The sequence below is a fragment of the Amycolatopsis sp. NPDC003865 genome (assembly GCF_053605345.1).
This window is the reverse complement of the sequence record NZ_JBSGJA010000006.1, coordinates 175,980-197,686: the sequence shown is the minus strand read 5'-3', so window position 1 is coordinate 197,686 and position 21,707 is coordinate 175,980. Positions and strand designations below refer to the sequence as shown.

The 21,707-nt window shown below is 72.6% G+C and carries 19 protein-coding genes; 4 read left to right on the top strand and 15 right to left on the bottom strand.

Features of this window, described 5'->3' with window-relative positions:
- The 5 genes from mltG to ACWEVP_RS16920 all read right to left on the bottom strand — a co-directional run bounded on the left by mltG (window position 1) and on the right by ACWEVP_RS16920 (window position 6,171).
- On the bottom strand, window positions 1-2,256 hold the full coding sequence (mltG, locus tag ACWEVP_RS16940) for an endolytic transglycosylase MltG (protein ID WP_452063464.1): 2,256 nt from the start codon (window positions 2,254-2,256) through the stop codon (window positions 1-3).
- On the bottom strand, window positions 2,253-2,756 hold the full coding sequence (gene ruvX / locus ACWEVP_RS16935) for a Holliday junction resolvase RuvX (protein WP_452063645.1): 504 nt from the start codon (window positions 2,754-2,756) through the stop codon (window positions 2,253-2,255). The genes mltG and ruvX overlap by 4 nt, the downstream gene beginning before the upstream one ends.
- On the bottom strand, window positions 2,749-5,409 hold the full coding sequence (gene alaS / locus ACWEVP_RS16930; RefSeq protein ID WP_452063463.1) for an alanine--tRNA ligase: 2,661 nt from the start codon (window positions 5,407-5,409) through the stop codon (window positions 2,749-2,751). The genes ruvX and alaS overlap by 8 nt, the downstream gene beginning before the upstream one ends.
- 73 nt (window positions 5,410-5,482) lie before the next feature.
- A complete protein-coding gene (locus tag ACWEVP_RS16925; protein ID WP_091308341.1) occupies window positions 5,483-5,788 on the bottom strand; it encodes a hypothetical protein in 306 nt (101 codons plus the stop codon).
- Window positions 5,785-6,171 carry a DUF948 domain-containing protein gene (locus tag ACWEVP_RS16920; RefSeq protein ID WP_452063462.1) on the bottom strand — a complete coding sequence of 129 codons (387 nt, stop codon included), beginning with the start codon at window positions 6,169-6,171 and terminating at the stop codon, window positions 5,785-5,787. Before ACWEVP_RS16920 ends, ACWEVP_RS16925 begins: the two co-directional genes overlap by 4 nt.
- A 129-nt stretch (window positions 6,172-6,300) precedes the next feature.
- On the opposite strand from ACWEVP_RS16920, the gene ACWEVP_RS16915 reads away from it, so the two are divergent.
- Window positions 6,301-7,185 carry a hypothetical protein gene (locus ACWEVP_RS16915; protein WP_452063461.1) on the top strand — a complete coding sequence of 295 codons (885 nt, stop codon included), beginning with the start codon at window positions 6,301-6,303 and terminating at the stop codon, window positions 7,183-7,185.
- Here the strand turns inward: ACWEVP_RS16915 and ACWEVP_RS16910 are convergent.
- From ACWEVP_RS16910 to ACWEVP_RS16890, 5 genes are all read right to left on the bottom strand, one after another.
- Complete coding sequence (locus ACWEVP_RS16910; protein WP_452063460.1) at window positions 7,182-8,027, bottom strand: NAD(P)-dependent oxidoreductase; 846 nt, start codon at window positions 8,025-8,027, stop codon at window positions 7,182-7,184. The genes ACWEVP_RS16915 and ACWEVP_RS16910 overlap by 4 nt on opposite strands.
- A 37-nt stretch (window positions 8,028-8,064) precedes the next feature.
- Window positions 8,065-10,167, bottom strand: a complete 2,103-nt coding sequence (locus tag ACWEVP_RS16905) for a bifunctional polysaccharide deacetylase/glycosyltransferase family 2 protein (protein WP_452063459.1) — start codon at window positions 10,165-10,167, stop codon at window positions 8,065-8,067.
- Window positions 10,168-10,189: 22 nt separating this feature from the next.
- The gene (locus tag ACWEVP_RS16900) at window positions 10,190-10,657 is read right to left on the bottom strand and encodes a hypothetical protein (RefSeq protein WP_452063458.1); all 468 of its coding nucleotides are present in this window, start codon (window positions 10,655-10,657) and stop codon (window positions 10,190-10,192) included.
- A gap of 142 nt (window positions 10,658-10,799) precedes the next feature.
- Window positions 10,800-11,177: a VOC family protein gene (locus tag ACWEVP_RS16895; RefSeq protein WP_452063457.1), complete on the bottom strand. Its 378-nt coding sequence runs from the start codon at window positions 11,175-11,177 to the stop codon at window positions 10,800-10,802.
- Between the two features lie 116 nt (window positions 11,178-11,293).
- Window positions 11,294-12,670 (bottom strand): replication-associated recombination protein A, encoded by a 1,377-nt coding sequence (locus tag ACWEVP_RS16890; protein WP_452063456.1) that lies wholly within the window; start codon window positions 12,668-12,670, stop codon window positions 11,294-11,296.
- 142 nt (window positions 12,671-12,812) lie between these two features.
- Here ACWEVP_RS16890 and ACWEVP_RS16885 point away from each other — a divergent pair, with 142 nt between their 5' ends.
- From ACWEVP_RS16885 to ACWEVP_RS16875, 3 genes are all read left to right on the top strand, one after another.
- Window positions 12,813-13,508, top strand: coding sequence for a TetR/AcrR family transcriptional regulator (locus ACWEVP_RS16885; RefSeq protein WP_452063455.1), 696 nt, complete (start codon window positions 12,813-12,815; stop codon window positions 13,506-13,508).
- 34 nt (window positions 13,509-13,542) lie between these two features.
- The gene (locus ACWEVP_RS16880) at window positions 13,543-14,766 is read left to right on the top strand and encodes a cytochrome P450 (protein WP_452063454.1); all 1,224 of its coding nucleotides are present in this window, start codon (window positions 13,543-13,545) and stop codon (window positions 14,764-14,766) included.
- A 61-nt stretch (window positions 14,767-14,827) separates the two neighbouring features.
- Complete coding sequence (locus tag ACWEVP_RS16875) at window positions 14,828-15,556, top strand: metallophosphoesterase family protein (protein ID WP_452063453.1); 729 nt, start codon at window positions 14,828-14,830, stop codon at window positions 15,554-15,556.
- Here ACWEVP_RS16875 and ACWEVP_RS16870 read toward each other — a convergent pair.
- The 5 genes from ACWEVP_RS16870 to merB form a co-directional block, all read right to left on the bottom strand.
- Entirely contained in the window at window positions 15,528-16,379 is an 852-nt protein-coding gene (locus ACWEVP_RS16870) for an SGNH/GDSL hydrolase family protein (protein ID WP_452063452.1), read from the bottom strand. The genes ACWEVP_RS16875 and ACWEVP_RS16870 overlap by 29 nt on opposite strands.
- A 460-nt stretch (window positions 16,380-16,839) precedes the next feature.
- Window positions 16,840-18,027, bottom strand: a complete 1,188-nt coding sequence (locus ACWEVP_RS16865) for a phosphotransferase (protein ID WP_452063451.1) — start codon at window positions 18,025-18,027, stop codon at window positions 16,840-16,842.
- A gap of 77 nt (window positions 18,028-18,104) precedes the next feature.
- Complete coding sequence (locus tag ACWEVP_RS16860; protein WP_452063450.1) at window positions 18,105-19,052, bottom strand: DUF389 domain-containing protein; 948 nt, start codon at window positions 19,050-19,052, stop codon at window positions 18,105-18,107.
- A complete protein-coding gene (gene aspS / locus ACWEVP_RS16855) occupies window positions 19,052-20,827 on the bottom strand; it encodes an aspartate--tRNA ligase (protein ID WP_452063449.1) in 1,776 nt (591 codons plus the stop codon). Before aspS ends, ACWEVP_RS16860 begins: the two co-directional genes overlap by 1 nt.
- A gap of 96 nt (window positions 20,828-20,923) precedes the next feature.
- Window positions 20,924-21,526: an organomercurial lyase gene (merB, locus tag ACWEVP_RS16850; RefSeq protein WP_452063448.1), complete on the bottom strand. Its 603-nt coding sequence runs from the start codon at window positions 21,524-21,526 to the stop codon at window positions 20,924-20,926.
- Between the last annotated feature and the right edge of the window lie 181 nt (window positions 21,527-21,707).

The following is a 21,707-nucleotide window of genomic DNA, read 5'->3' as shown; positions in this document are numbered from 1 at the left end:
TCAGAAGACACCACGTTGCTGGGCCAGCTTGACGTTGGCCTTGTGCTCGTCGAACGTGACCCCGAAGCAGGAGAGGCCGTTCTTCTCGCACTTGACGAAGTACACCCAATCGCCCGTCGCCGGGTGCACCGCCGCCTGGATGGCGTCGGCGCTGGGCACCGAGATCGGGGTCGGCGTCAGGCCCGTGTTCTTGTAGGTGTTGTACGCCCCGGCCTTGTTCCGGTCGTCGTCGTTGGTCGCGAGCGTCGGCCGGTCGAGCACGTAGTTGACCGTGGAGTCCATCTGCAGCCGCATGTTGATCGCCAGCCGGTTGTAGATGACCCGCGACAGCTTGCCGAAGTCGGCCTTCACCGCCTCGCGCTCGATGATCGAGGCGATGATCAGCGTCTGGTACGGCGTCATCCCCGGGCCGGTCGACTGCGGGCTGAGCCCGGCGTTCTGGATCGCCTCGGTGGAGCTCCGCACCAGCTGACCGACGATCTCCTGAGGGGACGCGCCGGGCCGGACGTCGTAGAGGCCGGGCGCGATGAGGCCTTCGAGCCGCCGGTCCTTGCGGTCGGCCTTGTTGGCGGGGTCGATCGCCCAGTCGGGCACGCCGAGCGTCTTCAGGTCCGCGCCGTCGACCACCTTGCGCAGGTCGTCGGCGGTCACGCAGGTGCTCTTGCCGTTGATCTGCGCGCACGACGCCTTCGCCATCAGGCTGTACACGCCGGGCGTGACCTTGCCGTCGGGCTGGGTGATGTCGTCGAACTGCGTGTACGGCCGGATCTCCAGCTGGCCGACGCGGGCGGCCGCGTCGGTGATCCGGTCGACCGCGCTGGCGCCCGACATGTGCGACTTCATCACGTAGAAGCCGTGCTGGATCCGGGCCAGCTTCGGGTTGTCCTCACCGGCCTTGACGAACGCCTTGCCGCTGGCGACGACGCCCGCCGTGGCGAGCTTCTGGCCGATCGCCGACGTCGAGTCGCCGTCGTCGACCTGGAACAGCACGTCCCCGTCGCCGGCGCCCTCGAAGTCGTCGTAGCCGAAGATCTTGTTGAAGCCGTAGTAGGCGCCGCCGGCGAGCAGCACGATCACGACCAGCGCCGCGACCCAGCCGAGGGCGCGCTTGCCCTTCTTCTTCTTGCGCGGCGGCTCCGGCTCGTCCTCGTACTCGTCTTCGTACTCGGCGTCGTCGTAGTCCTCGTACTCGTCGTAGTCGTCGTACTCCGCGTACTCGTCGTCCTCGGCGAAGAGCTCTTCGGGCTCCTCGTGCACCGGCTCGGGCGCGGTCTGGGCCGGGATGATGTCGGTCGGCGGGTCCTCGCGGACCGGCGGGGGCGGCGGACGGCGGCGGCGCGGCGGCTCCAGGCCGGGTTCGGGCACGCCGACAGAACGGTCACCCGGCTGGACGGGCCGCCGCGGGGGTTCCGGCACGCCGCGGCGCGGGTCGGCGTCGGGTTCGAGCGCCGCGCGCCGCCGGTTCGATTCGGCGGCTTCGTTCGGGTCGGGTGCGGCCCGACGGCGGCCGGGCGGCGGCTCGGCGGCCTCGACCGGCTCCGGTGCCGCCCGACGGCGGCCGGGCGGCGGCTCGACGGGCTCGGGCTCGGCCCGGCGACGGCGGCCGGACGGCGGCTCGACGGCCTCCGCCGGATCGGGCTCGGCCCGGCGGCGGCGCCGAGGGCTTTCGTCCGGGGCGCCCCGGAGCCGGGCGGCCTGTGCTTCGGCGGCCTCTTCCAGGTCGAGCATCGCCTGGTGGCGGCGGGCCGCGTCGGCCTCGGCCAGCTCTTCGGGACTCGGGCGGCGCCGGCGGGCGTCCGCCCCTTCGTCCGGGCGCGGCGCGGGACGGCGGCGGCGCGGCGGCTCCTCGGGGGCCGCGCGGCGGCGCCCCGGCTCGGGAGCCGCGCGGCGCGGGGCCGGGCCGTCGGCGCCGTCGTCGAGGCCGTGGCGGGCGCGGACCGGGGCCGAACGCTCGGCTTCCCGGGGGTCGAAGTCGTCCTCGGCCTGGGGCAGCGTGCCCGGCGGCTCGAGCCGGCGACGGCGGCCGGACGGCGGCGCGTCCCGGCGCGGGTCGTAGCCCGGCTCGGGCCGGCCCCGGCGCGACGGCTGGGGCAGCTCGTGGGAGCCGCTGTGCCGCGACGGCTGCGGGAGCTCCTGGTACCCGCTCGCGCGCGGGTCGTGGGGGTTCGGCGCGGGCCGGGACGGCGGCGGGGTGGCCGGTCCTGGTTCGCGGAGTCGCCTGCGCCCGCGAGGGGGCTCAGGTGGCTGCTCGTTCATCGGTCTCCCTCCCGGGCGCGGTGCGCAGCGGCGGCGGCGTCGATCCAGGCCTGCAGGATCTCCACGGCGGCGGCCTGGTCGACCACCGCGCGCTGCTTGCGGCCTTTGACCCCGCGCTGGGAGAGGATGCGGGATGCGGTGACCGTGGTCAGCCGCTCGTCGCCCAGCCGGACCGGCACGGGCGCTATCCGCCCGGCCAGGCGTTCAGAATACGCGATCGCCAGCTCGGCCGCCGGACCCTGCCGGTTGGCGAGCGTTCGCGGCAGTCCCACGATCACCTCGACCACCTCGTGCTCGGTGACGAGGGCGGCCAGCTGGTCCAGATCACTGTCGTCGGTCGCATCGCGGGAGAGGGTAACCAATGGCGAAGCGAGCAGGGGGGCCGGATCGCTCAGCGCCACGCCGACCCGGACGGATCCGACATCGACGCCGAGGCGACGACCGCGCCCCGGATCGGCCTCTCCTGGCCGGTCCGGGCCGCGGTTTCCGCGGTTAACCAATGCCGGCAATCGCCGAACGCAGGGCCGTGACCGCCTCGTTCGCGCCGGCCGGGTTCGTGCCACCGCCCTGGGCCATGTCGGGCTTGCCGCCGCCGCGGCCGCCGATCTTCTCGGCGAAGGACGGGACGAGCTTGCCCGCGGCGATGCCCTTGTCCTGGGCCGCCTTGGTCGTCGCGACGACGAAGCTCAGCTTCTCGCCGGCCGGCGAGAACAGCGCCACCACGCCGGGCCGCGAGCCGAGCCGGCCGCGGATGTCCGAGGCGAGCGCGCGCAGGCCGTTGCCGTCGACGTCCGGGACGACCTCGGCGACCACGGTCACGCCGCCGATGTCCTGGGCCTTGTCGACCAGCGCGCCCGCCGAGCCCAGCACCTGCTGGGTCTTGAGCTGCGCGATCTCCTTCTCGGCGTTCTTCAGCCGGGTCAGGACGTCGTCGATGCGGCCCGGCAGCTGGTCCGACGGCACCTTGAAGGTGTTGGCCAGCTGCGACACCAGCAGCTGCTCCTTGCGGACGTACTTGAGCGCGTCCGTGCCGACCAGCGCCTCGACGCGGTGCACACCCGAGCCGATGGAGGCGTCGGAGACGAGCTTGACCAGGCCGAGCTGGCCGATCCGCTCGACGTGCGTGCCACCGCAGAGCTCGCGGGAGTAGTCGCCCATGTCGACCACGCGGACGTCGTTGCCGTACTTCTCGCCGAACAGCGCGACCGCGCCCAGCTCGAGCGCCTTGTCCTTGGTCGTGGTGTAGCTCTGCACCTCGACGTTGGTCTGCAGGTAGTCGTTGACCTCCTGCTCGACCTCGGTCAGCACGTCGGCCGACACCGAGCCGGGCGTGGTGAAGTCGAACCGCATGCGGCCCGGCGAGTTCAGCGAGCCCGCCTGCGCCGCGCGCTTGCCGTACGCGCCGCGCACGGCCGCGTGCACCAGGTGCGTCGCGGAGTGCGAACGCTCGATGGACAGCCGGCGGTGGGCGTCGACCGAGCCGGTGAGCTTGGTGTCGAGGCCGACCTCGCCCTGCTCCACCTCGACGCGGTGCACGTACAGGCCGGGCACGATCTTCTGGACGTCCAGGACCTTCAGCTCGACGCCGTCGCCGACGAGCACACCGGTGTCGGCGACCTGGCCACCGCTTTCGGCGTAGAACGGCGTGCGGTCGAGGACCAGCTCGGCCTTCTTGCCGGCGGAGACGCTGCGGACCGGCTGGCCGTCTTCGAGCAGCGCGACGACCGTCGCCTCGGCCTGCAGGTCGGTGTAGCCGAGGAACTCGGTCTCGCCGTGCTGCTCCAGGACCTTCCGGTATTCCGAGAGGTCGCCGTGGCCGGTCTTGCGGGCCGCCGCGTCCGCCTTCGCGCGGGTCCGCTGCTCGTTCATGAGCGTGCGGAAGCCCTCTTCGTCGACGCTCAGGCCCTGCTCGGCCGCCATCTCGAGGGTCAGGTCGATCGGGAAGCCGTAGGTGTCGTGCAGCTGGAACGCCTTGTCGCCGGCCAGCACGTCCCCGCCGCCGCGCTTGGTCTCCTCGGCCGCGAGGTCGAAGATGCGCGAACCGCTCGTGAGGGTCGAGAGGAAGGCTTCCTCTTCGATCCGGACGACCTCGCTGATCCGGTCGAAGCCGTCGACCAGCTCGGGGTAGGTCGGGCCCATCGTGTCGCGCACGACCTTCGCGAACTCCTGCAGCACCGGCTCGTGCACGCCGAGCAGGCGCGTGGAGCGGACGATGCGGCGCAGGAGGCGGCGCAGGACGTAGCCGCGGCCGTCGTTGCCCGGGGTGACGCCGTCGCCGATCAGCAGCACGCCGGTGCGGGCGTGGTCGGCGATGACGCGGAAGCGGACGTCGTCGGCGTGGTTGCTGCCGTAGCGGCGGCCGGAGAACTCCTCGGCGCGGCCGATGACCGGGCGGACGAGGTCGGTCTCGTAGACGTTCTCGACGCCCTGCAGGATCGTCGCGACGCGCTCGACGCCCATGCCGGTGTCGATGTTCTTCGCGGGCAGCTCGCCGAGGATCGGGAAGTCCTTCTTGCCGCTGCCCTCGCCCCGGATGTTCTGCATGAACACCAGGTTCCAGATCTCGATGTAGCGGTCCTCGTCGACGACCGGGCCGCCCTCGCGGCCGTACTCCGGGCCGCGGTCGTAGTAGATCTCCGAGCACGGTCCGCACGGGCCCGGGATGCCCATCGACCAGAAGTTGTCGACCATGTCGCGCGCCTGGATGCGCTCGCCGGGCAGGCCGGTGATCTTCTTCCACAGGCCCGCCGCCTCGGCGTCGTCCTCGTAGACGGTCGCCCAGAGCCGGTTCGGGTCGAGGCCGTAGCCGCCTTCGCTCTGGGGCTTGGTGATCAGCTCCCAGGCGTACTCGATGGCGCCTTCCTTGAAGTAGTCGCCGAAGGAGAAGTTGCCCGCCATCTGGAAGAACGTGTTGTGCCGGGTGGTCTTGCCGACCTCGTCGATGTCCGGCGTGCGCACGCACTTCTGCACGGAGGTCGCGCGCGGGTACGGCGGCGGCGCCTCACCGAGGAAGTACGGCTTGAACTGCACCATGCCGGCGTTGACGAACAGCAGGTTCGGGTCGTCGAGGATCAGCGGCGCGCTGGGCACGCGCGTGTGGCCCTTGCCCTCGAAATGGCGCAGGAAACGATCGGTGATTTCGTGTGTGTCCACGGGTCAGTCCTTGTAGCTGGTGAAGAAGAACGGGGTCGACGTCGACGGCGGAAGGGTTCCGGGCAGGCCCGGATCAGCCCTCCGCCCGGCGAGCTCGCCGGACCGGGCGCCGGGCGGCAGCGGCGTGCCGTCCTTCGGCGCGGGGCGCCGTGACGCCCGTCCGCTCCTCGACCATGTCGTGCAACTCCTGCTCCCGCTCGTTCATGCCCGCGCGCACCTCGGCGCCGAACGAACCCACGGCGCCCGCCAGCTCTCGCACGGCGTCGCCCAGGTTCGATGCTAACCCGGCCGGAGTGGCCTGACGAGCGGTTTCGGCGGCCTTGCGGGACAGCACGACCCCGGTGACCACGCCGACGCCGAGCCAGAACAGCCGCTTCACTTCGCCGCCTTCTTCGCGGCCTTCAGCGCGCTCTTCTTCTTGCGCGCCCGGATCGCCTTCGACAGGCCGTAGGACAGCGCCGCGGTCTTGACGAGCGGACCGCCCAGCGTCGCGGTGAACACCGACGTCAGCGCGGAGACGTTCCCCGTGACCGCCTGCGCGTTGGACGTGATCCCGTCCACCCGCTCGAGCTGGGTGTTGACGTGGGTGATCGTCTGGTTCGCGCCGATCAGCAGCGGGTCGGTGTTGCTGTTGGTGCGCTCGATCGCCTCGGTGGCCGCGTCCAGCGTCTTGCCGAGCTTGATCAGCGGGATCGCCAGCAGGACGACCAGCACCACGAATGCTCCTGCGGCGATCAACGCGGCGATCTGCCCTGCCGACACGGGCCCTCCTCGGTTCACGGGTCTTGGGTGCCGATGAGGTTACCGCCTGGCCGGGTCCCCGACCGTGTCACCCCGTTCGGGCCGGAAAACCCTTCGCCCCGGGCCCGCGCGGGGCGGTACACCTGGGCGATGGGACACGACGACGGACCCGGCCGCCGGGTGCTTTCCGGGCCGGGCGGCGGCGCGGCCGACGTGCTGGCCGCGTTGCCCGGTGCCGACCTGACGACGGTGCAGCTGGAAGTCGCGCGCCGGCGCGCGGCCCGGCTGGCCGGACCCGACGTGCTGCGCCGGCACCGGACCGACCGGTTCGCGGTGCCGAGCCCGCTGCCGTTCGCCCTGCTGCGCCGGGTCGAAGACGCCGTGCTCGGCGCGGCCGCGGGCTTCGACCTGGTGGCCCTCTCGCCGCTCGTCCCGCTCGGCACCCATTCGGCGGTGGCCGGGGTGGCCCAGCACCGGGTGGTGCCGACCGGCCGCGGCACCGAGGTCGCCGCGGACCCCACCACCGGCTTGGCCCTGGAGGCGGCGGTCCGGCGCTCGGCGGAGGACGTCGTCCGCCTGGCCTCGGTGCAGCGCGTGGTGCGGGCCCAGCGGGTCCCGGCGGGGATGTTCGCGCACTTCTCCCTTTTCGGTGCGGTGACGGCCGGGCGGGACTCCGGCGACCTGGCCTTCGAGCGGCAGCACCTGGCCGAGCACGCCGGACTGCTGGCTGCCGCCTGCCGGGCGCTGGGCGCGTCCGCGGTCGAGCTCGCCGTGACCGTGCTGGACCCCCGGTTCGAGGGCCTGCTCGACGCGGTGCCGGACGTGCCGGTCCGCCCGTTCCCGGAGCGCGAGAGCGGCCGAGGCGGGTACTACGCCGGCCTCTGCTTCAAGGTGTACGCGTCCTTCGGCGGCGGTGAGCTCGCCGAAGTGGGCGATGGCGGCTTCACGTCGTGGACGCGGAAGTTGCTGGGCAACGCGAAGGAACGCTTCCTGACCAGTGCCCTGGGCGTCGACCGGCTCGCGACGCTCCTCTAATGCTCCTTCACGACCGCGCGGTAGAGCGCGGCCATGTCCTCGTCGCCGTGGCCCGCCTCGACCGCCGCTTCCAGGTGCGACAGCACCGCGCGGGCGCCCGCCACGTCGACGTCGTCCCCGGCCGCCTCGACCACCAGCCGCGCGTCCTTCGCCGCCAAGCCCGCCGGGAACGACGGCGGGTACTCGCCGGACAGCATCGCGCCGCCCTTCACGTGCGCGTAGCCGACGTCGAGGCCGCCGCCCTCGATCGTCTCCAGGAACAGCGCGGGATCGATGTCCAGCGCGCGGGCCAGGCCGAGGCTTTCGGCCGTGCCGTTGGTCAGGGCCAGCACCCACGCGTTCACGACGAGCTTCAGCCTGCTGCCGTTGCCGGCCGGGCCGAGCCACTGCGTCTTCACCGCGACGGCGTCGAACACCGGCGTGGCCTTCGGGCGGGCTTCCTCCGGGCCGGACGCCAGGACCTGCAGCTGCGCCTGTTCCGCCGGCTGCCGCGTGCCGAGCACCGGCGCGTCCACGAACACCACGCCCGCCTTCTCCGCCAGCGCGGCGAGCCGGTCGGTCCAGTCGAGGCCGACCGTGCTCATCTGCAGCCACAACGTGCCCGAAGCGGGCGAGGCCGCCTCGAACGCTTCGGCCACCGCGGGTCCGTCCGCGAGCATCGTCACGAGGGTGTCCGCGCCCTCGGCCGCCGCGGCCGCCGATTCCGCGACCGCCGCGACGTCGGCGAGGGGCTCGGCTTTCGCCCGGGTCCGGTTCCAGACCCGGACCTCGAGGCCCGCCTTCGCGATGTTGGCCGCCATCGGGGCGCCCATGATTCCGGTTCCGAGAAACGCGACACTCATGCCCTCATCGTGCCCAAGGGACGGCGGTCCCGCGCGCTCAGCCGACCGGCTGCGGTGGCGCGTTCCGGCCCGTCCGCTCCAGCTTGTGCCACGGCAGCCGGGCGCCGGCGAACGCCGTCATCACCGACTGGACGACCACCAGGTACATCAGCTGCCGGTAGACGAACTGCTGCAGCGGCAACGCCCACAGCGGGCCGAGCCGCTCGCCGTCGAGCCGGAACGCGATGATCCCGGGCACCAGCTGCATCAGCAGGAACACCAGCCAGTAGCCCAGCGCCGTGGTCCACTCCCCCGCCAGCGCGCCGAACACCGCCGCGACGTCCACCAGCGGCGCCAGCATCGGCAGCACGACCTGGAACAGCACCAGGTACGGGAGGCCGCGCCGGCCCAGCCGCCCGGCCGACCCGCCGCGCAGCACGGTGACGCGGTGCTTCCAGACCGCCTGCAGCGTGCCGTAGCACCAGCGGTAGCGCTGCTTCCACAGCTGCCCGAGCGTCGAGGGCGCCTCCGTCCAGGCCCGCGCTTCCTGTTCGTAGACCACCCGCCAGCCGTCCCGCTCCAGCAGCATCGTCAGGTCGGTGTCCTCGGCGAGGGTGTCCTCCGGGACGCCGCCGAGGTCCAGCACCGCCGAGCGCCGGAACGCGCCGATCGCGCCCGGCACGGTCGGCATGCACTCCAGGACGTCGTACATGCGCCGGTCGAGGTTGAAGCCGATGACGTACTCGATGTGCTGCCAGCGCCCGAGCAGGCCGCCGCGGTTGCCGACCTTGGCGTTGCCCGACACCGCGCCGACGGCCGGGTCGGCGAACGGCTTGATCACCGCGCTCACCGTGCCCGGCTCCAGCACGGTGTCGCCGTCGACCATGACCACCAGCTCGGTGCGGGCCGCGGCCAGCCCGTTGTTGAGCGCCGCGGGCTTGCCCGCGTTGCGCTGCCGGATCAGCCGGACCCGGCGCGAGCGGAACCGCTCGACGACCTCGGCGGTGCCGTCGGTGGAGCCGTCGTCGACCACGATCACCCACACCGGGTGGTGGTCGGAGGCGAGGATCGAGCGGATGGTCGCCTCGATCCCGGCTTCCTCGTTGTAGGCCGGGACGATGACCGTGACGCCCGCCCGCGCCCGGACCCGCCGCCGGGACCGGTGCCGCCGCACGTGGATCGCGGTGGTCACGAGGATGAGGACCGTCCGCAGCACGGCGATCGCGCTCGCCACGACGAGCAGCCACCGCATCGCCCCGGCGAGGAAGCCGGCGAGACCGACGGCCGCCACCAGCGCCCACCCGCCGGCGCGGCTCGCGGGATCGGCCTTGGTGACGGTCTCGGTGATCCCGGTGGCGCCCCCGACCGTGTCGAACTTCCAGCCCGCCGCCTGCAGCCGCGGCAGGAGCCGCGCCAGCGCGGCGACGGTCTCCGAGCGGTCGCCGCCCGCGTCGTGCATCAGCACCACCGCCCCGCGGTCGTCCTTGGGCGTCGCGTTCGCGACGATCGCGGGCACGCCGGGGCGGCGCCAGTCCTGACTGTCCACATCGGACAGGACGACGAGCCGTCCCTCGGCGCCGATCCGCTTCATGGAGGCCCACGCCGCGTCGTCGACGGCGGCCGCCGTGGCCGAGTACGGCGGCCGGACCAGCGAGGTGCCCACCCCGGCGGCGCCGGCCAGCGCGAGGTCGGTGGCGCGCAGCTCGAGCTTCGCCCGCAGGTCGCCGTCCTCGCGCAGGTCGGAGTGGGTGGCCGTGTGGTTGCCGAGTTCGTGGCCCCTGGCCAGGATTTCGCGGATCAGCTCGGGGTGCTGGGCGGCTTTCGCGCCGGTGACGAAGAACGTCGCGTGCGCGTGGTGGGCGTCGAGGACGTCGAGCACGCGCGGCGTCCACTCGGGGTCCGGGCCGTCGTCGAAGGTCAGGGCGACGGTCTTGGCGTGCGGGCGCAGTTCCACCGGGTGGTCGTCGCGGGCGTCGACGACCGGGCCGCCGGTGCGGACGTCGGCCGGGACCGCCGCCGACCCGCCCGCCGGCGGGTCCTCGCCGGCGTCGAACCCGCCCGTGACGACGAGGTCGAGGCCGAGCAGCACCGCGACGGCGGTGACGATCGTGCCGAGGAGCACCCAGTGCGCTTTCGGGGGCGGGGTGCGGTGGTGGCTCACCGTGCTGTCCGTTCCGGCGCCGTCAGCGCCCGTTGCCCGGCGGGGTCGTCCTGGTCTGCCCCGGTGGCGACGTCGGCGCGCGGGTGTTGCGGTGCTCGGACGTCACCGCGGTCGCCGGCGCCGACGTCGTGGGCGCCGTCGCCTCGGTCGTGGCCGCCCTGGAGCCGGGTGCGGACGCCGGGGCCACGGTCGGCGAAGGCGCCGTGGACCGCGGTTCACCGGTCGGCCGGGCGGTGTCGCCGGTGGCCGGCGGCGGCGCGACGGAGGTGGCCTGCTCCGGCACCAGGCCGGGCATCGGGATCAGCGCGGCCGTCGGGATGGGGGCGCCGAACAGCGCGGCGACGAACACCGCGACGTAGAGCAGCAGCCCGCCGAACGCGGCGAGGGCGATCCGGCGGACGATGCGGCGCCGCCGTCCGGTGGGGTCGACGAAGACCGGCTTCATCGCCGCGTTTTCGTCGTTTTCGTCAAGCTCGGGGAATGCGGTCATCGGAACTCCGGTGCGGGGAGCTTCACCCTAAACACCGGTTCTGACCTGCTGAAACGGCGGGTGCCGCGACCACCGGGCGGTTATTGACCGGCCGCCGGGACCGGGCGGGAAACGATCTCGGCCGCGGCGGGCGAGCGCGTGCTCAGTAGTCGCCCAGCAGGCAGAACGGGTGCCCGGCCGGGTCGGCGTAGACGCGCCAGCCGCGGCCGCCGAGGTCGGGATCGAGCAGCCGGCCGCCGTTCGCCAGGACCGCGTGGTGGGACTCCCGGAAATCGTCCACCTCGAAGTCGAGGTGGAACTGCTGCGGGTGCGCCGGGTCCGGCCAGCGCGGTGGCTGGTGGTCCAGGGCCCGCTGGAACCCGAGGACCATCCCGTTCACGTGCAGCGTCGACCAGTCCTCGTCGACCCGCCAGCGCGGGTCCGGCCGGTCGACTTCGCCGCCGAGCAGGGCCTGGTAGAACCGGGCGAGCACGACCGGTTCCGGACAATCCAGGACGATGCACTGCAGCGTCGCGGGCACGGGCACGCCTCCTGCGGGATCGGGTCACCTTCGAGGCGTGCAGCTTACGAAACCCGATGATCTTGACCGCCCCGGGCCGCGAAGATGATCAGGGGCCGGAGATTCGTCCGCCCGGCTCACCGTTCGCCGCGGATCGTCCGGCGCAGCTTCGGGACGCGCTCGGCGAGGGTGCGCTCGGCGCCGCGCTGGGTGGGCTCGTAGTAGTCCCGGCCCACCAGCTCGTCCGGCGGGTACTGCTGGGCCAGCACGCCTTCCGGGACGTTGTGCGGGTACCGGTAACCCTGGGCGTTGCCCAGTTTCTTGGCGCCCGCGTAGTGCCCGTCGCGCAGGTGCGGCGGCACCGTGCCGGCCAGGCCGGCCCGCACGTCGGCCAGTGCGGCGTCGATGCCCGTGACGACCGAGTTCGACTTCGGCGCCGTCGCCAGGTGGATCGTCGCCTGGGCGAGGGCCAGCCGCCCCTCGGGCATGCCGATGAACTGGACGGCGTGCGAGGCGGCGACGGCCGACTGCAGCGCCGTCGGGTCGGCCATCCCGATGTCCTCGCTGGCGTGCACGACCAGCCGCCGCGCGAGGAACCGCGGGTCCTCCCCCGCTTCGATCATCCGGGCCAGGTAGTGCAGCGCGGCGTCCACATCGGACCCGCGGATCGACTTGATGAACGCGCTGATGACGTCGTAGTGCTGGTCGCCGTCGCGGTCGTAGCGGACCGCCGCCTTGTCCACAGTGGACTCGACGATGGGGAGGTCGATCGTCTTCGCCTCGGTGGCCGACGCCGCGTCCGCCGCCGCCTCCAGCGCGGTGAGCGCGCGGCGCGCGTCCCCGCCCGCGAGCCGGACGAGGTGGGCCCGCGCCTCCTCGGTCAGCGTCAGCTCGCCGCCGAGACCGCGTTCGTCGGCCAGCGCGCGCTCGAGCAGCCGCGTGATGTCGTCGTCGGTCAGCGGGCGCAGCTGCAGCACCAGCGAGCGCGACAGCAACGGCGAGACCACGGAGAACGACGGGTTCTCGGTGGTCGCGGCGACCAGCAGCACGGTGCGGTCCTCGACCGCGCCGAGCAGCGCGTCCTGCTGGGTCTTGGAGAACCGGTGCACCTCGTCGATGAACAGCACGGTGTTCTCGGTGTTGTACTGGCGGCGCCGCCGCGCCTCTTCGATGACGCCGCGCACCTCCTTGACCCCGGCCGAAAGCGCCGACATCGCGACGAACCGGCGGCCGGTGGCGATCGAGACGAGGTTGGCCAGCGTCGTCTTGCCCGTGCCGGGCGGGCCGTAGAGCAGCACCGACGCCGGCGCGGCGCCTTCGACGAGCCGCCGCAGGGGGGCGCCTTCGCGCAGCAGGTGCTGCTGGCCGACGACCTCGTCGAGCGAGCGCGGCCGCATCCGCACGGCCAGCGGCGAGCTGGCGGGGTCCGCCTGCGGCTCGCCCGCGTTCGACGTCGTGCGCTCCGGTGGCGGGGCCACGTCGGCGTTCACGGTGAAGAGTTCGTCCTGTGCCACACCGATGACGTTAACCGACGGCACCGACAGAACCCTTGCCGTGGTCGGCGCATCGGCGCTACCGTGGCGATGACCGATTGACCGAAAGTGCCAATCCGGTCAACAGGTCAAACTCTCAACGAACCAGCAGGTGGACGCACGCATGAGCCATCCGAACCGCGAGCGCGCCGACCGCATCCTGGACGCGGCGGGCGAACTGCTGCTGCGCATGGGCTATCGCAAGGTGGCGGTGGACGACATCGCGCGCGCGGTCGGCATCGGCAAGGGCACCGTCTACCTGCACTGGCGCAACAAGGAACTGCTGTTCCAGGCGCTGATGATGCGCGAGTCGGCCGACCTGACCGACGAGATCCTGGGGGCGATCAAGGCCGATCCGGCGATGATCCTCCCGCACCGGATGATCTCGGCGTCATTCCTGGCCACGCACCGCCGTCCGCTGGTGATGGCGATGCTGCGCGGCAACGCGGAGATGTTCGGTTCGCTCGGCGACCTCGCCCTGCGCAAACAGCAGGACGAGCTGCGCGGGCAGTTCGAGGAAGCGATGCTCCGGCGCGGGCTGATCCGCTCGGACGTCCCGAACGTGACCTACGCGCTGCACGCGGCGACGCTCGGCTTCTACCTCGGCGACACGCTGTCGGACGAGTTCGACGACATCGCGCTGGAAGAGAAGGCGGCGGTCCTCGCGCACATCATCCGCACCTCGTTCGAGCCGGCCGGGGAGCCCGATCCCGCGGCGGTCGCGGACGTGGCGGCGGAACTGGGTTCGGCGCTCGAGGAGCTCGTCTCGGGCTACCGGAAAGGGATCTACGCACACGATCCCGCGCAGGCTCCCGGCTGATCCCGGGAGCACACAGGGGAAAGAAGGGGCGGACATGACCACCACACAAGCGGACACCTGGGGACTCCACGAAGCCCAGTTCTGGCTGCGGGGGAAGCAGCCCGAGGAGCGCGTGCACCACGCCGCCGACCTCGGGTTCTGGAACGTCTACGGGCACCCGGAGGCCGAAGAGGTGCTCCGCGACCCGGCGACGTACTCCTCGGACACCACCCGGCTCGTGCCGAAGGACCTGATGGCCGGCCAGGACGTCGACGTCGACTTCGAGGAGCTGCAGGCGGGGAACCTGCTGCAGCTGGACCCGCCGCTGCACAACAAGATGCGCAAGCTGGTCAGCCGGGCGTTCACGCCGAAGGTCGTCGCCGACCTGGAGCCGCGGATCGCCGCGGTGACGCGCGAGCTGCTCGACGCGGCGGGGTCCGCCGGCCGGCTCGAACTGGTCGAGGACCTGGCCTACCCGTTGCCGGTGATCGTCATCGCGGAGCTGCTGGGGGTCCCCGCGAGCGACCGGACCCTGTTCAAGGGCTGGGTGGACAAGCTGTTCGACTCCTCGGAGCAGTTCTCCCTGAAGGAGCAGACGGAGGGACGGCAAGAAGCGGTCAAGAAGTCCCTGGAGGGACAGAAAGCGCTTACGGACTACCTCGGCACGCACGTCGACGAGCGGCGGAAGCAGCCACGGGAGGACCTGCTGACGAAGCTCGTCGAAGCCGAGCTCGACGGGGAACGGCTGACGCGCAACGAAGTCGTCAACTTCGCGAACGTCCTGCTGCTGGCCGGGCACATCACCACCACGATGCTGCTCGGCAACGCGGTGCTGTGCCTGGACACCCACCCGGAGTGGGACGAGCGCGTGCGCGCCGACCGGTCGCTCGTGCCGCCGGTGATCGAAGAGTCGCTGCGGTACCTGTCGCCCTTCGCGGCGGTGGCCCGCGCGACGAACCGCGAGGTCGAGCTGGGCGGGACGACCGTGCCCGCGGACCGGATGCTGATGGTCTGGGTCGCGGCGGCCAACCGTGACGACCGCGTGTTCGCCGACCCGGACACGTTCAACCCGCTGCGGGACCCGAACCCGCACCTGGCGTTCGGCCGGGGGATCCACTTCTGCATCGGGGCACCGCTCGCGCGGCTCGAAGGCCGGGTGGCGCTGAACATCCTGTTCGACCGCTACCCCGCGCTGCGCACGATCCCGGGTGAACCGCCGAAGTTCCAGATCAACCCGAACATGACCGGCGTGCGGGAACTGCCGCTCACCACGGCGTGAACCGGTTGCGCCCTGGGCGAAACCCCTCGCCCGGGGCGCGGCCGTGCCCCAAGGTGGGGCGATGAAGGTGGCGGTGCTGGCCGACATCCACGGCGTGCTCCCCGCGTTGGAGGCGGTGCTCGCGGAGCCGGACGTCGCGGCGGCGGAGAAGATCGTGCTGCTCGGGGACATGCTGGCCGGCCCGATGCCGGTGCAGACCATGGACCGGTTGCGGGCGCTGGGCTCGCGGGCGGTGTGGGTGCGCGGCAACGCCGATCGCGAGCTGGCGGCGTCGGCCCGCGGCACCGGGAAGTTCGTGCCGGACCCCATCTTCCCGTGGGCCGCGCGGCAGCTGCGTCCCGCGGACCTGCCAATCCTGGACGCGCTGCCGCTGACGGTCTCGCTCGACGGCGTGCTGTACTGCCACGCGACCCCGCGCGACGACACGGAAATCGTGCTCGTCGACAGCCCGCTGGAACGCTGGGCGGAAGTCCTCGACGGCGTCGCCGAGCAGGTGGTCGCGTGCGGGCACACGCACATGCCGTTCGTCCGGCTCGCCGACCGGCGGCTGATCGTCAACCCCGGCAGCGTCGGGATGCCGTACGGCGCGCGAGGTGCGCACTGGGCATTGCTCGGCGACGGCGTCGAGCTGCGTTGCACGGCGTACGACGTCGAAGCGGCTTGCGCTGTCCTGACCGCGCGGTCGGGATATCCCGGCATCGAGGAGTGGGTGGACTACTTCGTCCGCGATCCGGCTTCGGACGCCGAAGCGCTGCGCGTGTTCAGCGGGCGCGGAACGAGTTCCACATGATGACCGCGGCGTAGGGCAGGAACTCGCGGCCGCGGCGCCAGAGCCACGGGATCCCCTTGAGCACCAGCCACCCCACGTGCCCCGCCGCACTCGGTTCGACCCCGCCGCCGCAGGTGAGGCTCACCGGCTCCGGCACGGCGAAACCGGCTTCGGCGAGCAGGCCGGTGAAGCCGTCCGCGAGCAGGCGGTGGCCGAGCTCCGAGGGGTGCAGCCGGTCGACGCTCCAGACGGTGAGGTCGTAGGCGCCGGGCAGGCGGTCGAGGTCGAGGCAGGGGACGCCTTCACGGGCGACGACCTCGTCGATGGCGGCGTTCAGCTCGGCGACGCGGGCGCTGAGGGCGCGCTTGAGCGACGGCGGGAGGCGGAACACCTTGCTGTGGTCGTGGAACCGGACCGGGACGACGGTGGTGCCCACCTCGCGGAGCCGGCGGATGACCTCGGTGAGGTCGGCGGCGATCCGGGCGGCGTCGAAGTCCGGGCGCAGGGTGTCGTTCATGCCGGCGACGAGCAGCGCGACATCGGCCCGGTGCGCGACGGCGGCGGGCACCTGCTCGGTGAGCACGCACCGCATCCGGGCGCCGGTGAAGGCGGGGTTGAGGTAGCCGCCGGGCCCGACCCCGAGCGCGGCGGCGACGAGCGGGCCGACGCCCCGCCAGCCACCCCGCCGGGGCAGCGGATCCCCCAGCCCGACGGCGGTGGAGTCCCCGAGCACGACGAGCCGCTCGGCGTGCCTGAGCGCGGGCACGGCGGCGAGCGGGGGCCGCGTGGGCCGGGGAGGTTCGGGAGTGACTTCGACACTGATCACGGTCACGTCCACGACCATCGGCCACGGAGACTCACACCCGGTGAGGACGAGGTAACGCGCCTGGGACGGAGCGCCTAATTCTTGACGCTCACCTCACAGGAGCCGGAAATGTCCTGTTCGGCCGGGTGCCGGGATGGCATGAATGACTCTTTCACGTCGCCAGGCGACATGACCGAGTCGTTCACATCGTCTGGGCAGGGCTCGGTAGCGAGGTTCCGTGGCCGGGTTCGGCGACCGGGCTCACTGACCGGGCTCGGGGGCGATCGGGGCACCGAGCGGGGCGCCGTCTTGCCCAGCGCGGGAAGTGCGACGTTCCAGCGGCAGAGCCGCCCCTCCCCCGCCCGAACGAGAGCCCGCCCTCCCTTGGGGGCTCCCCCGCTTCCAGCGTATCGGGAGGGCCCGCCAAAACCGCGCGGAAGGCCCGCCGGCCGCGCGGCTTGTCCACATCACGTCGGGGCTGTGGACAACCGCAGGCGACTCAGCGGAAAGCCGGGTAGAACGCCAGATCGGCGTGCGGTCCCAGCCGCGCCGCCAGCGCCGCCGCCACCCGGGCCGCGAACTCCGAAACCGCCGTCATCCGGACATACCCCGCGTGCTTGGCCAGATCGCGCCACCACGTCACCAGCGCCGCCTCCCGGCTCACCGGGGCCGCGTGCCGGGACAGGTCCAGCGACCCCAGCTCCTCGCCCGTGATCAGCCACACCCGTAGCAGCTCGCTGGTCGTCAGGTGCCCGGCCAGCACGTCGTCGTCGCCGAAGGCCGGCCAGACCCCGACCACCTCCGCGCGCCACGCCGCGATCATCGCTTCGCTCATGCCCGCCGGCAGGGCCAGCGCGTCCGGCCAGCTCGCGAACGGCAGCCGCAGGTGCGCCGCGTCGACCAGGGCCGAGCGGACGCAGCCGTACTCGAAGTCGAGGAACCGGACGCTTTCGCCCGTCACCAGGTTGTTGTCCGGGCTCAGCTCCACCGGGCTGAACGCGCGGAACCCCGCCGACCGCGACTGCTCCAGCGCCTCCGCCACCTGCGTCAGCACCTCGTCCGGCACCGGGATGCCGAGGCGCTCCTGGATCACCGCCGGCACCCGCGCGCACAGCTCGTCGTCGCCGCTCGCGTCGTTCTTCGCCGGGCCGCCGAGGCGCCGCAGCAACGCGTTGAAGTCGGCCTCGCGGCCCGCCGTGCTCGCGTGCAGCCTGCCGAGCGACCGCGCCCACGACAGCAACGCGCGCTCGGCCGCGCGGGAGTCGCGGGCGTAGAGCTTGTCCTCCAGCGTCGGGGTGCGGCCGAGGTCCTCCAGCACCAGCACGCGGTCGCGGCCGTCGTGGGCCAGCAGCTCCGGGCACATCCGCTCGTCCGGCGCCAGCGCGGTGAACAGCTGGTAGCTGACCGCCTCCTGCGCGAACGGGTCGGCCACGCCCGGCGGCGGTGACTCCGGGTAGTGCTTGATGACCAGCGTGCGCGGCAGCGCGAACGACGACGACACCACCCGCGCCCGGACCACCGTCGCGGGCCCGCTCCCCGCGAGGTCCTCGGGCGCGACCAGCGTGATCGTACTGCCGAACCGGCGCGAGAGAACGGACTCGCCCGCCGCGACCGCCGCGGCCACGGCGAGGTGCTCGGCTCCTGCCCCGACCCCAGCGTCGCCGGCGGAGGAGGTGTCGACTGTCATTGTCACCGACCCTACTCGTGACTGAGCAACCATGACTACTGACATCCGGACAAGAAGAAGCGCCCGGTCCGGACCGGTCATCCCCGTGAAAGCGGACGCGTTCCCACCCGTGAACGTTGCCCATTCCGGCGCAGAGTCAACACAATGGCCGCTGCTGCAACGATTCCGAGAAGGTTGACCAGCAGCTGGCCGACCGACTGGAGGCACCGGCTCCACTCCCCCGCCACGGCCGCGACGACCGCGTAGCCCGCGGCCGGCACCGTCGTCACGGAGATGAAGACGCCCACCAGCGCGGCCGACTTCGCCGAGGTCATCGCCAGCATCCCGGCGGCGCCGGCGAGCATCGCGACGACCAGCGAGGGCACACCGACGGAGAACACGAAGTCGACTTCGTGGTTCTGGTCCAGCTGGAAGGCCTTTTCGCCGAAGACGTCGGTCGCGCGCACGAGCAGCGCGCCACCCAGCGTCACGACCATCGCCAGCGGGAAGCCGACGCCCAGCGCCGCACCCGCCCGGCGCAGGAGGTCGCCGCGGCGCAGGACGAGCCCGACCGCGAGCGCGGCCAGCGGCCCGAACTCCGGGCCGACGACCATCGCGCCGACGATCGTCACCGCGGAGTTCGTCAGCACGCCGACCGCGGCGAGCAGGCAGGCGATGGTGAGGAACGCCAGGAACGTGACGTTCATCCGGGACTCCTCGCCCGTGCGGGCGACGAGCTCCTCCCACACGACGGCGTCCGCGCCTTCGCCGGGCGCCGCCTCCTCCGCCCGGTCGGCGGCGTCGGACAGCGCGGTGTCGAGCGCTTCGAGCGTGATGCCACCGGTGTGGTCGAGGCCGAGCGCGCACAGCGCGTCGACGATCTCGTCGGCCGCTTCGCGCGCGATGTCGGCCTCGACCAGGTCACCCGGCGGTTCCACGGCGGCGCCGCGGTGCGCGATCAGGTGTGCCGTCCCGGCGTGGGCCCGCAGGACGTCCAGCGCTTGCGCGGTGACTTCCGGCGGGCACACGGCCCTGAGGTGCAGCACTAGCTCTGCGGGGCGGGCGCCGGCTTCGCGTCGATGCCGGCTTCCTTGCGCTGCTGCGCCGTGATCGGCGCGGGCGCCGCGGTCAGCGGGTCGTAGCCGCCGCCGGTCTTCGGGAACGCGATCACGTCACGCAGCGAGTCGGCCTTGGCCAGCAGCATGACGATGCGGTCCCAGCCGAAGGCGATGCCGCCGTGCGGCGGCGGGCCGAAGGCGAAGGCGTCGAGCAGGAAGCCGAACTTCTCCTGCGCCTCTTCCTCGCCGAGGCCCATGAGGTTGAAGACGCGCTTCTGGACGTCGCCGCGGTGGATACGGATCGAGCCGCCGCCGATTTCGTTGCCGTTGCAGACGATGTCGTAGGCGTAGGCCAGTGCGTTGCCCGGGTCCTGCTCGAACTTGTCGATCCACTCCGGGGTCGGCGAGGTGAACGCGTGGTGCACCGCGGTCCACTTGCCGGAGCCGACCGCGACGTCGTCGCCGATGTCCTCGACCGGCGCGAACAGCGGCGCGTCGACGACCCACACGAACGACCAGGCGTCCTCGTCGATCAGGCCGAGCCGCTTGCCGATTTCGTCACGCGCGGCGCCGAGCAGCGGCTGCGTCGACGCGGCCTTGCCCGCGGCGAAGAAGATGCAGTCGCCCGGCTTCGCGCCCGCCGCGGCGGCGACGTTTTCGCGCTCGGTCTCGGACAGGTTCTTCGCGACGGGACCGCCGAGCGTGCCGTCCTCGTTCACGAGGATGTAGGCGAGGCCGCGCGCGCCGCGCTGCTTCGCCCACTCCTGCCACGCGTCGAGCTGGCGGCGCGGCTGGTCGGCGCCGCCCGCCATGACGACCGCGCCGACGTACGGGGCCTGGAACACGCGGAACGGCGTGTCGGCGAAGAACTCCGTCATGTCGGTGATCTCGAGGTCGAAGCGCAGGTCCGGCTTGTCCGAGCCGTACTTGGCCATCGCCTCGTGGTAGGTGATGCGCGGGATCGGCCGCGGGATCTCGTGCCCGATCAGCTTCCACAGCGCGGACACGATGTCCTCGCCGAGCGCGATGACGTCGTCCTGCTCGACGAAGCTCATCTCGATGTCGAGCTGGGTGAACTCGGGCTGGCGGTCGGCGCGGAAGTCTTCGTCGCGGTAGCAGCGGGCGATCTGGTAGTACCGCTCCATGCCGCCGACCATGAGCAGCTGCTTGAACAGCTGCGGCGACTGCGGCAGCGCGTACCAGGAGCCGGGCTTGAGCCGGGCCGGGACCAGGAAGTCGCGAGCACCTTCGGGCGTCGAGCGGGTCATCGTCGGGGTCTCGATCTCGACGAAGTCCTGGGCGTGCAGCACTTCGCGCGCGGCGCGGCTGACCTCGCTGCGCAGGCGCATGGCCGCGGCCGGGCCGCTGCGGCGCAGGTCGAGGTAGCGGTGCTTGAGGCGGACCTCTTCGCCGACGTCGACGCGGTCGTCGATCGGGAACGGCAGCGGCGCGGCCTCGGACAGCACCTCGAGCTGGGTCGCGAGGACCTCGATCTCGCCGGTGGGGATCTCGGCGTTCGCGTTGCCCTCGGGGCGCTTCGCGACCTCGCCGACGATCTTCACGCAGAACTCCGACCGCAGCGCGTGCGCGCGCTCGGCCATTTCGCCTTCGCGGAAGACGACCTGGGCGACGCCGCTGGCGTCCCTCAGGTCGATGAAGATGACGCCGCCGTGATCGCGCCGCCGGGCCACCCATCCGGTGAGGGTGACGGTCTGTCCGGCCTGCTCGGCACGCAGGGTGCCGGCGTTGTGAGTGCGGAGCACTGCGACTGCTCTCCTTCGACCTGGGGTTCCTCGCTGCCCGGAAAGGCTAACGAACCACCCAGCTTAGGACGTCGGCAGGCTGGGGTTGCGCGGTGGTCAGAGCACGTACTTCGGCCGGGTCTCGAGCGCGGCCACCAGCCGGTGGGCCTGGGCGAGGTAGGCGGCGACCTGGTAGATGCGGCCGCCGGGGTGGGCGACCAGCCAGCTCGCGGCCGCCGAGGCGGAGGAGAAGAACGGCTGGCCGGCGCAGGCCATGGCGTCGGCGTGCTCGAGGCCGAAGCCCAGGTCGATCGCCGCGACGACGGCCGACGGCGGGTCGGCCAGCAGGATCCCGGTCGAGGTGAGCTCGATCCGGACCCGCGTCCCGGTGACCGGGCAGGTCGCGGCGGCGTGCACCCGCTCGCCGGTGGCGATGGCCAGCAGGAACATGTCGACGGTGCCGTCCGGCCCGGCGCCGAGGGTGCCTTCGGCGGGCTGGAGGCGGTGGTGGGCGCCGCGCGGGGCGGGCCCGGTGCTGACGAGGTCGCGGTGGAGGGTGAAGCCGATCAGTTCGACGAGCCGGCGCGCTTCGACGGGGGCGACGCCGACGGTGGCGGCGAGCCGTTCGACGCCGACGGGGTGCCGGCCGGCCCGGGTCAGCTTCAGAGCGGCCCACGCGAGCCGGGCGGCCGCGACCCGGTCGGTCTGCGAGGTCGTCATCACCGCTCTCCCTTCCGCATCGATCCCTTCGACGTTAGGCGTCGGCGAGCCGGGGCGACAACGACACGATCGGACATTTTTCCGCAAGCCGCCGACTCGGCCGCGCAATCGGGTGAGGACTACGGCGAACGGCGCAGTTCGAACGGCGCCGGAGGCGATGGGGTGACGCCTTCACCCACAC

Bases quoted from the DNA above. Each gene is read 5' to 3' on its own strand.
- mltG (WP_452063464.1), bottom strand. From the start codon at position 2,256: ATGAACGAGCAGCCACCTGAGCCCCCTCGCGGGCGCAGGCGACTCCGC.
- ACWEVP_RS16915 (WP_452063461.1), top strand. From the start codon at position 6,301: ATGGGACACGACGACGGACCCGGCCGCCGGGTGCTTTCCGGGCCGGGC.
- ACWEVP_RS16910 (WP_452063460.1), bottom strand. From the start codon at position 8,027: ATGAGTGTCGCGTTTCTCGGAACCGGAATCATGGGCGCCCCGATGGCG.
- ACWEVP_RS16900 (WP_452063458.1), bottom strand. From the start codon at position 10,657: ATGACCGCATTCCCCGAGCTTGACGAAAACGACGAAAACGCGGCGATG.
- ACWEVP_RS16885 (WP_452063455.1), top strand. From the start codon at position 12,813: ATGAGCCATCCGAACCGCGAGCGCGCCGACCGCATCCTGGACGCGGCG.
- ACWEVP_RS16880 (WP_452063454.1), top strand. From the start codon at position 13,543: ATGACCACCACACAAGCGGACACCTGGGGACTCCACGAAGCCCAGTTC.
- ACWEVP_RS16875 (WP_452063453.1), top strand. From the start codon at position 14,828: ATGAAGGTGGCGGTGCTGGCCGACATCCACGGCGTGCTCCCCGCGTTG.
- ACWEVP_RS16870 (WP_452063452.1), bottom strand. From the start codon at position 16,379: ATGGTCGTGGACGTGACCGTGATCAGTGTCGAAGTCACTCCCGAACCT.
- ACWEVP_RS16865 (WP_452063451.1), bottom strand. From the start codon at position 18,027: ATGACAGTCGACACCTCCTCCGCCGGCGACGCTGGGGTCGGGGCAGGA.
- merB (WP_452063448.1), bottom strand. From the start codon at position 21,526: ATGACGACCTCGCAGACCGACCGGGTCGCGGCCGCCCGGCTCGCGTGG.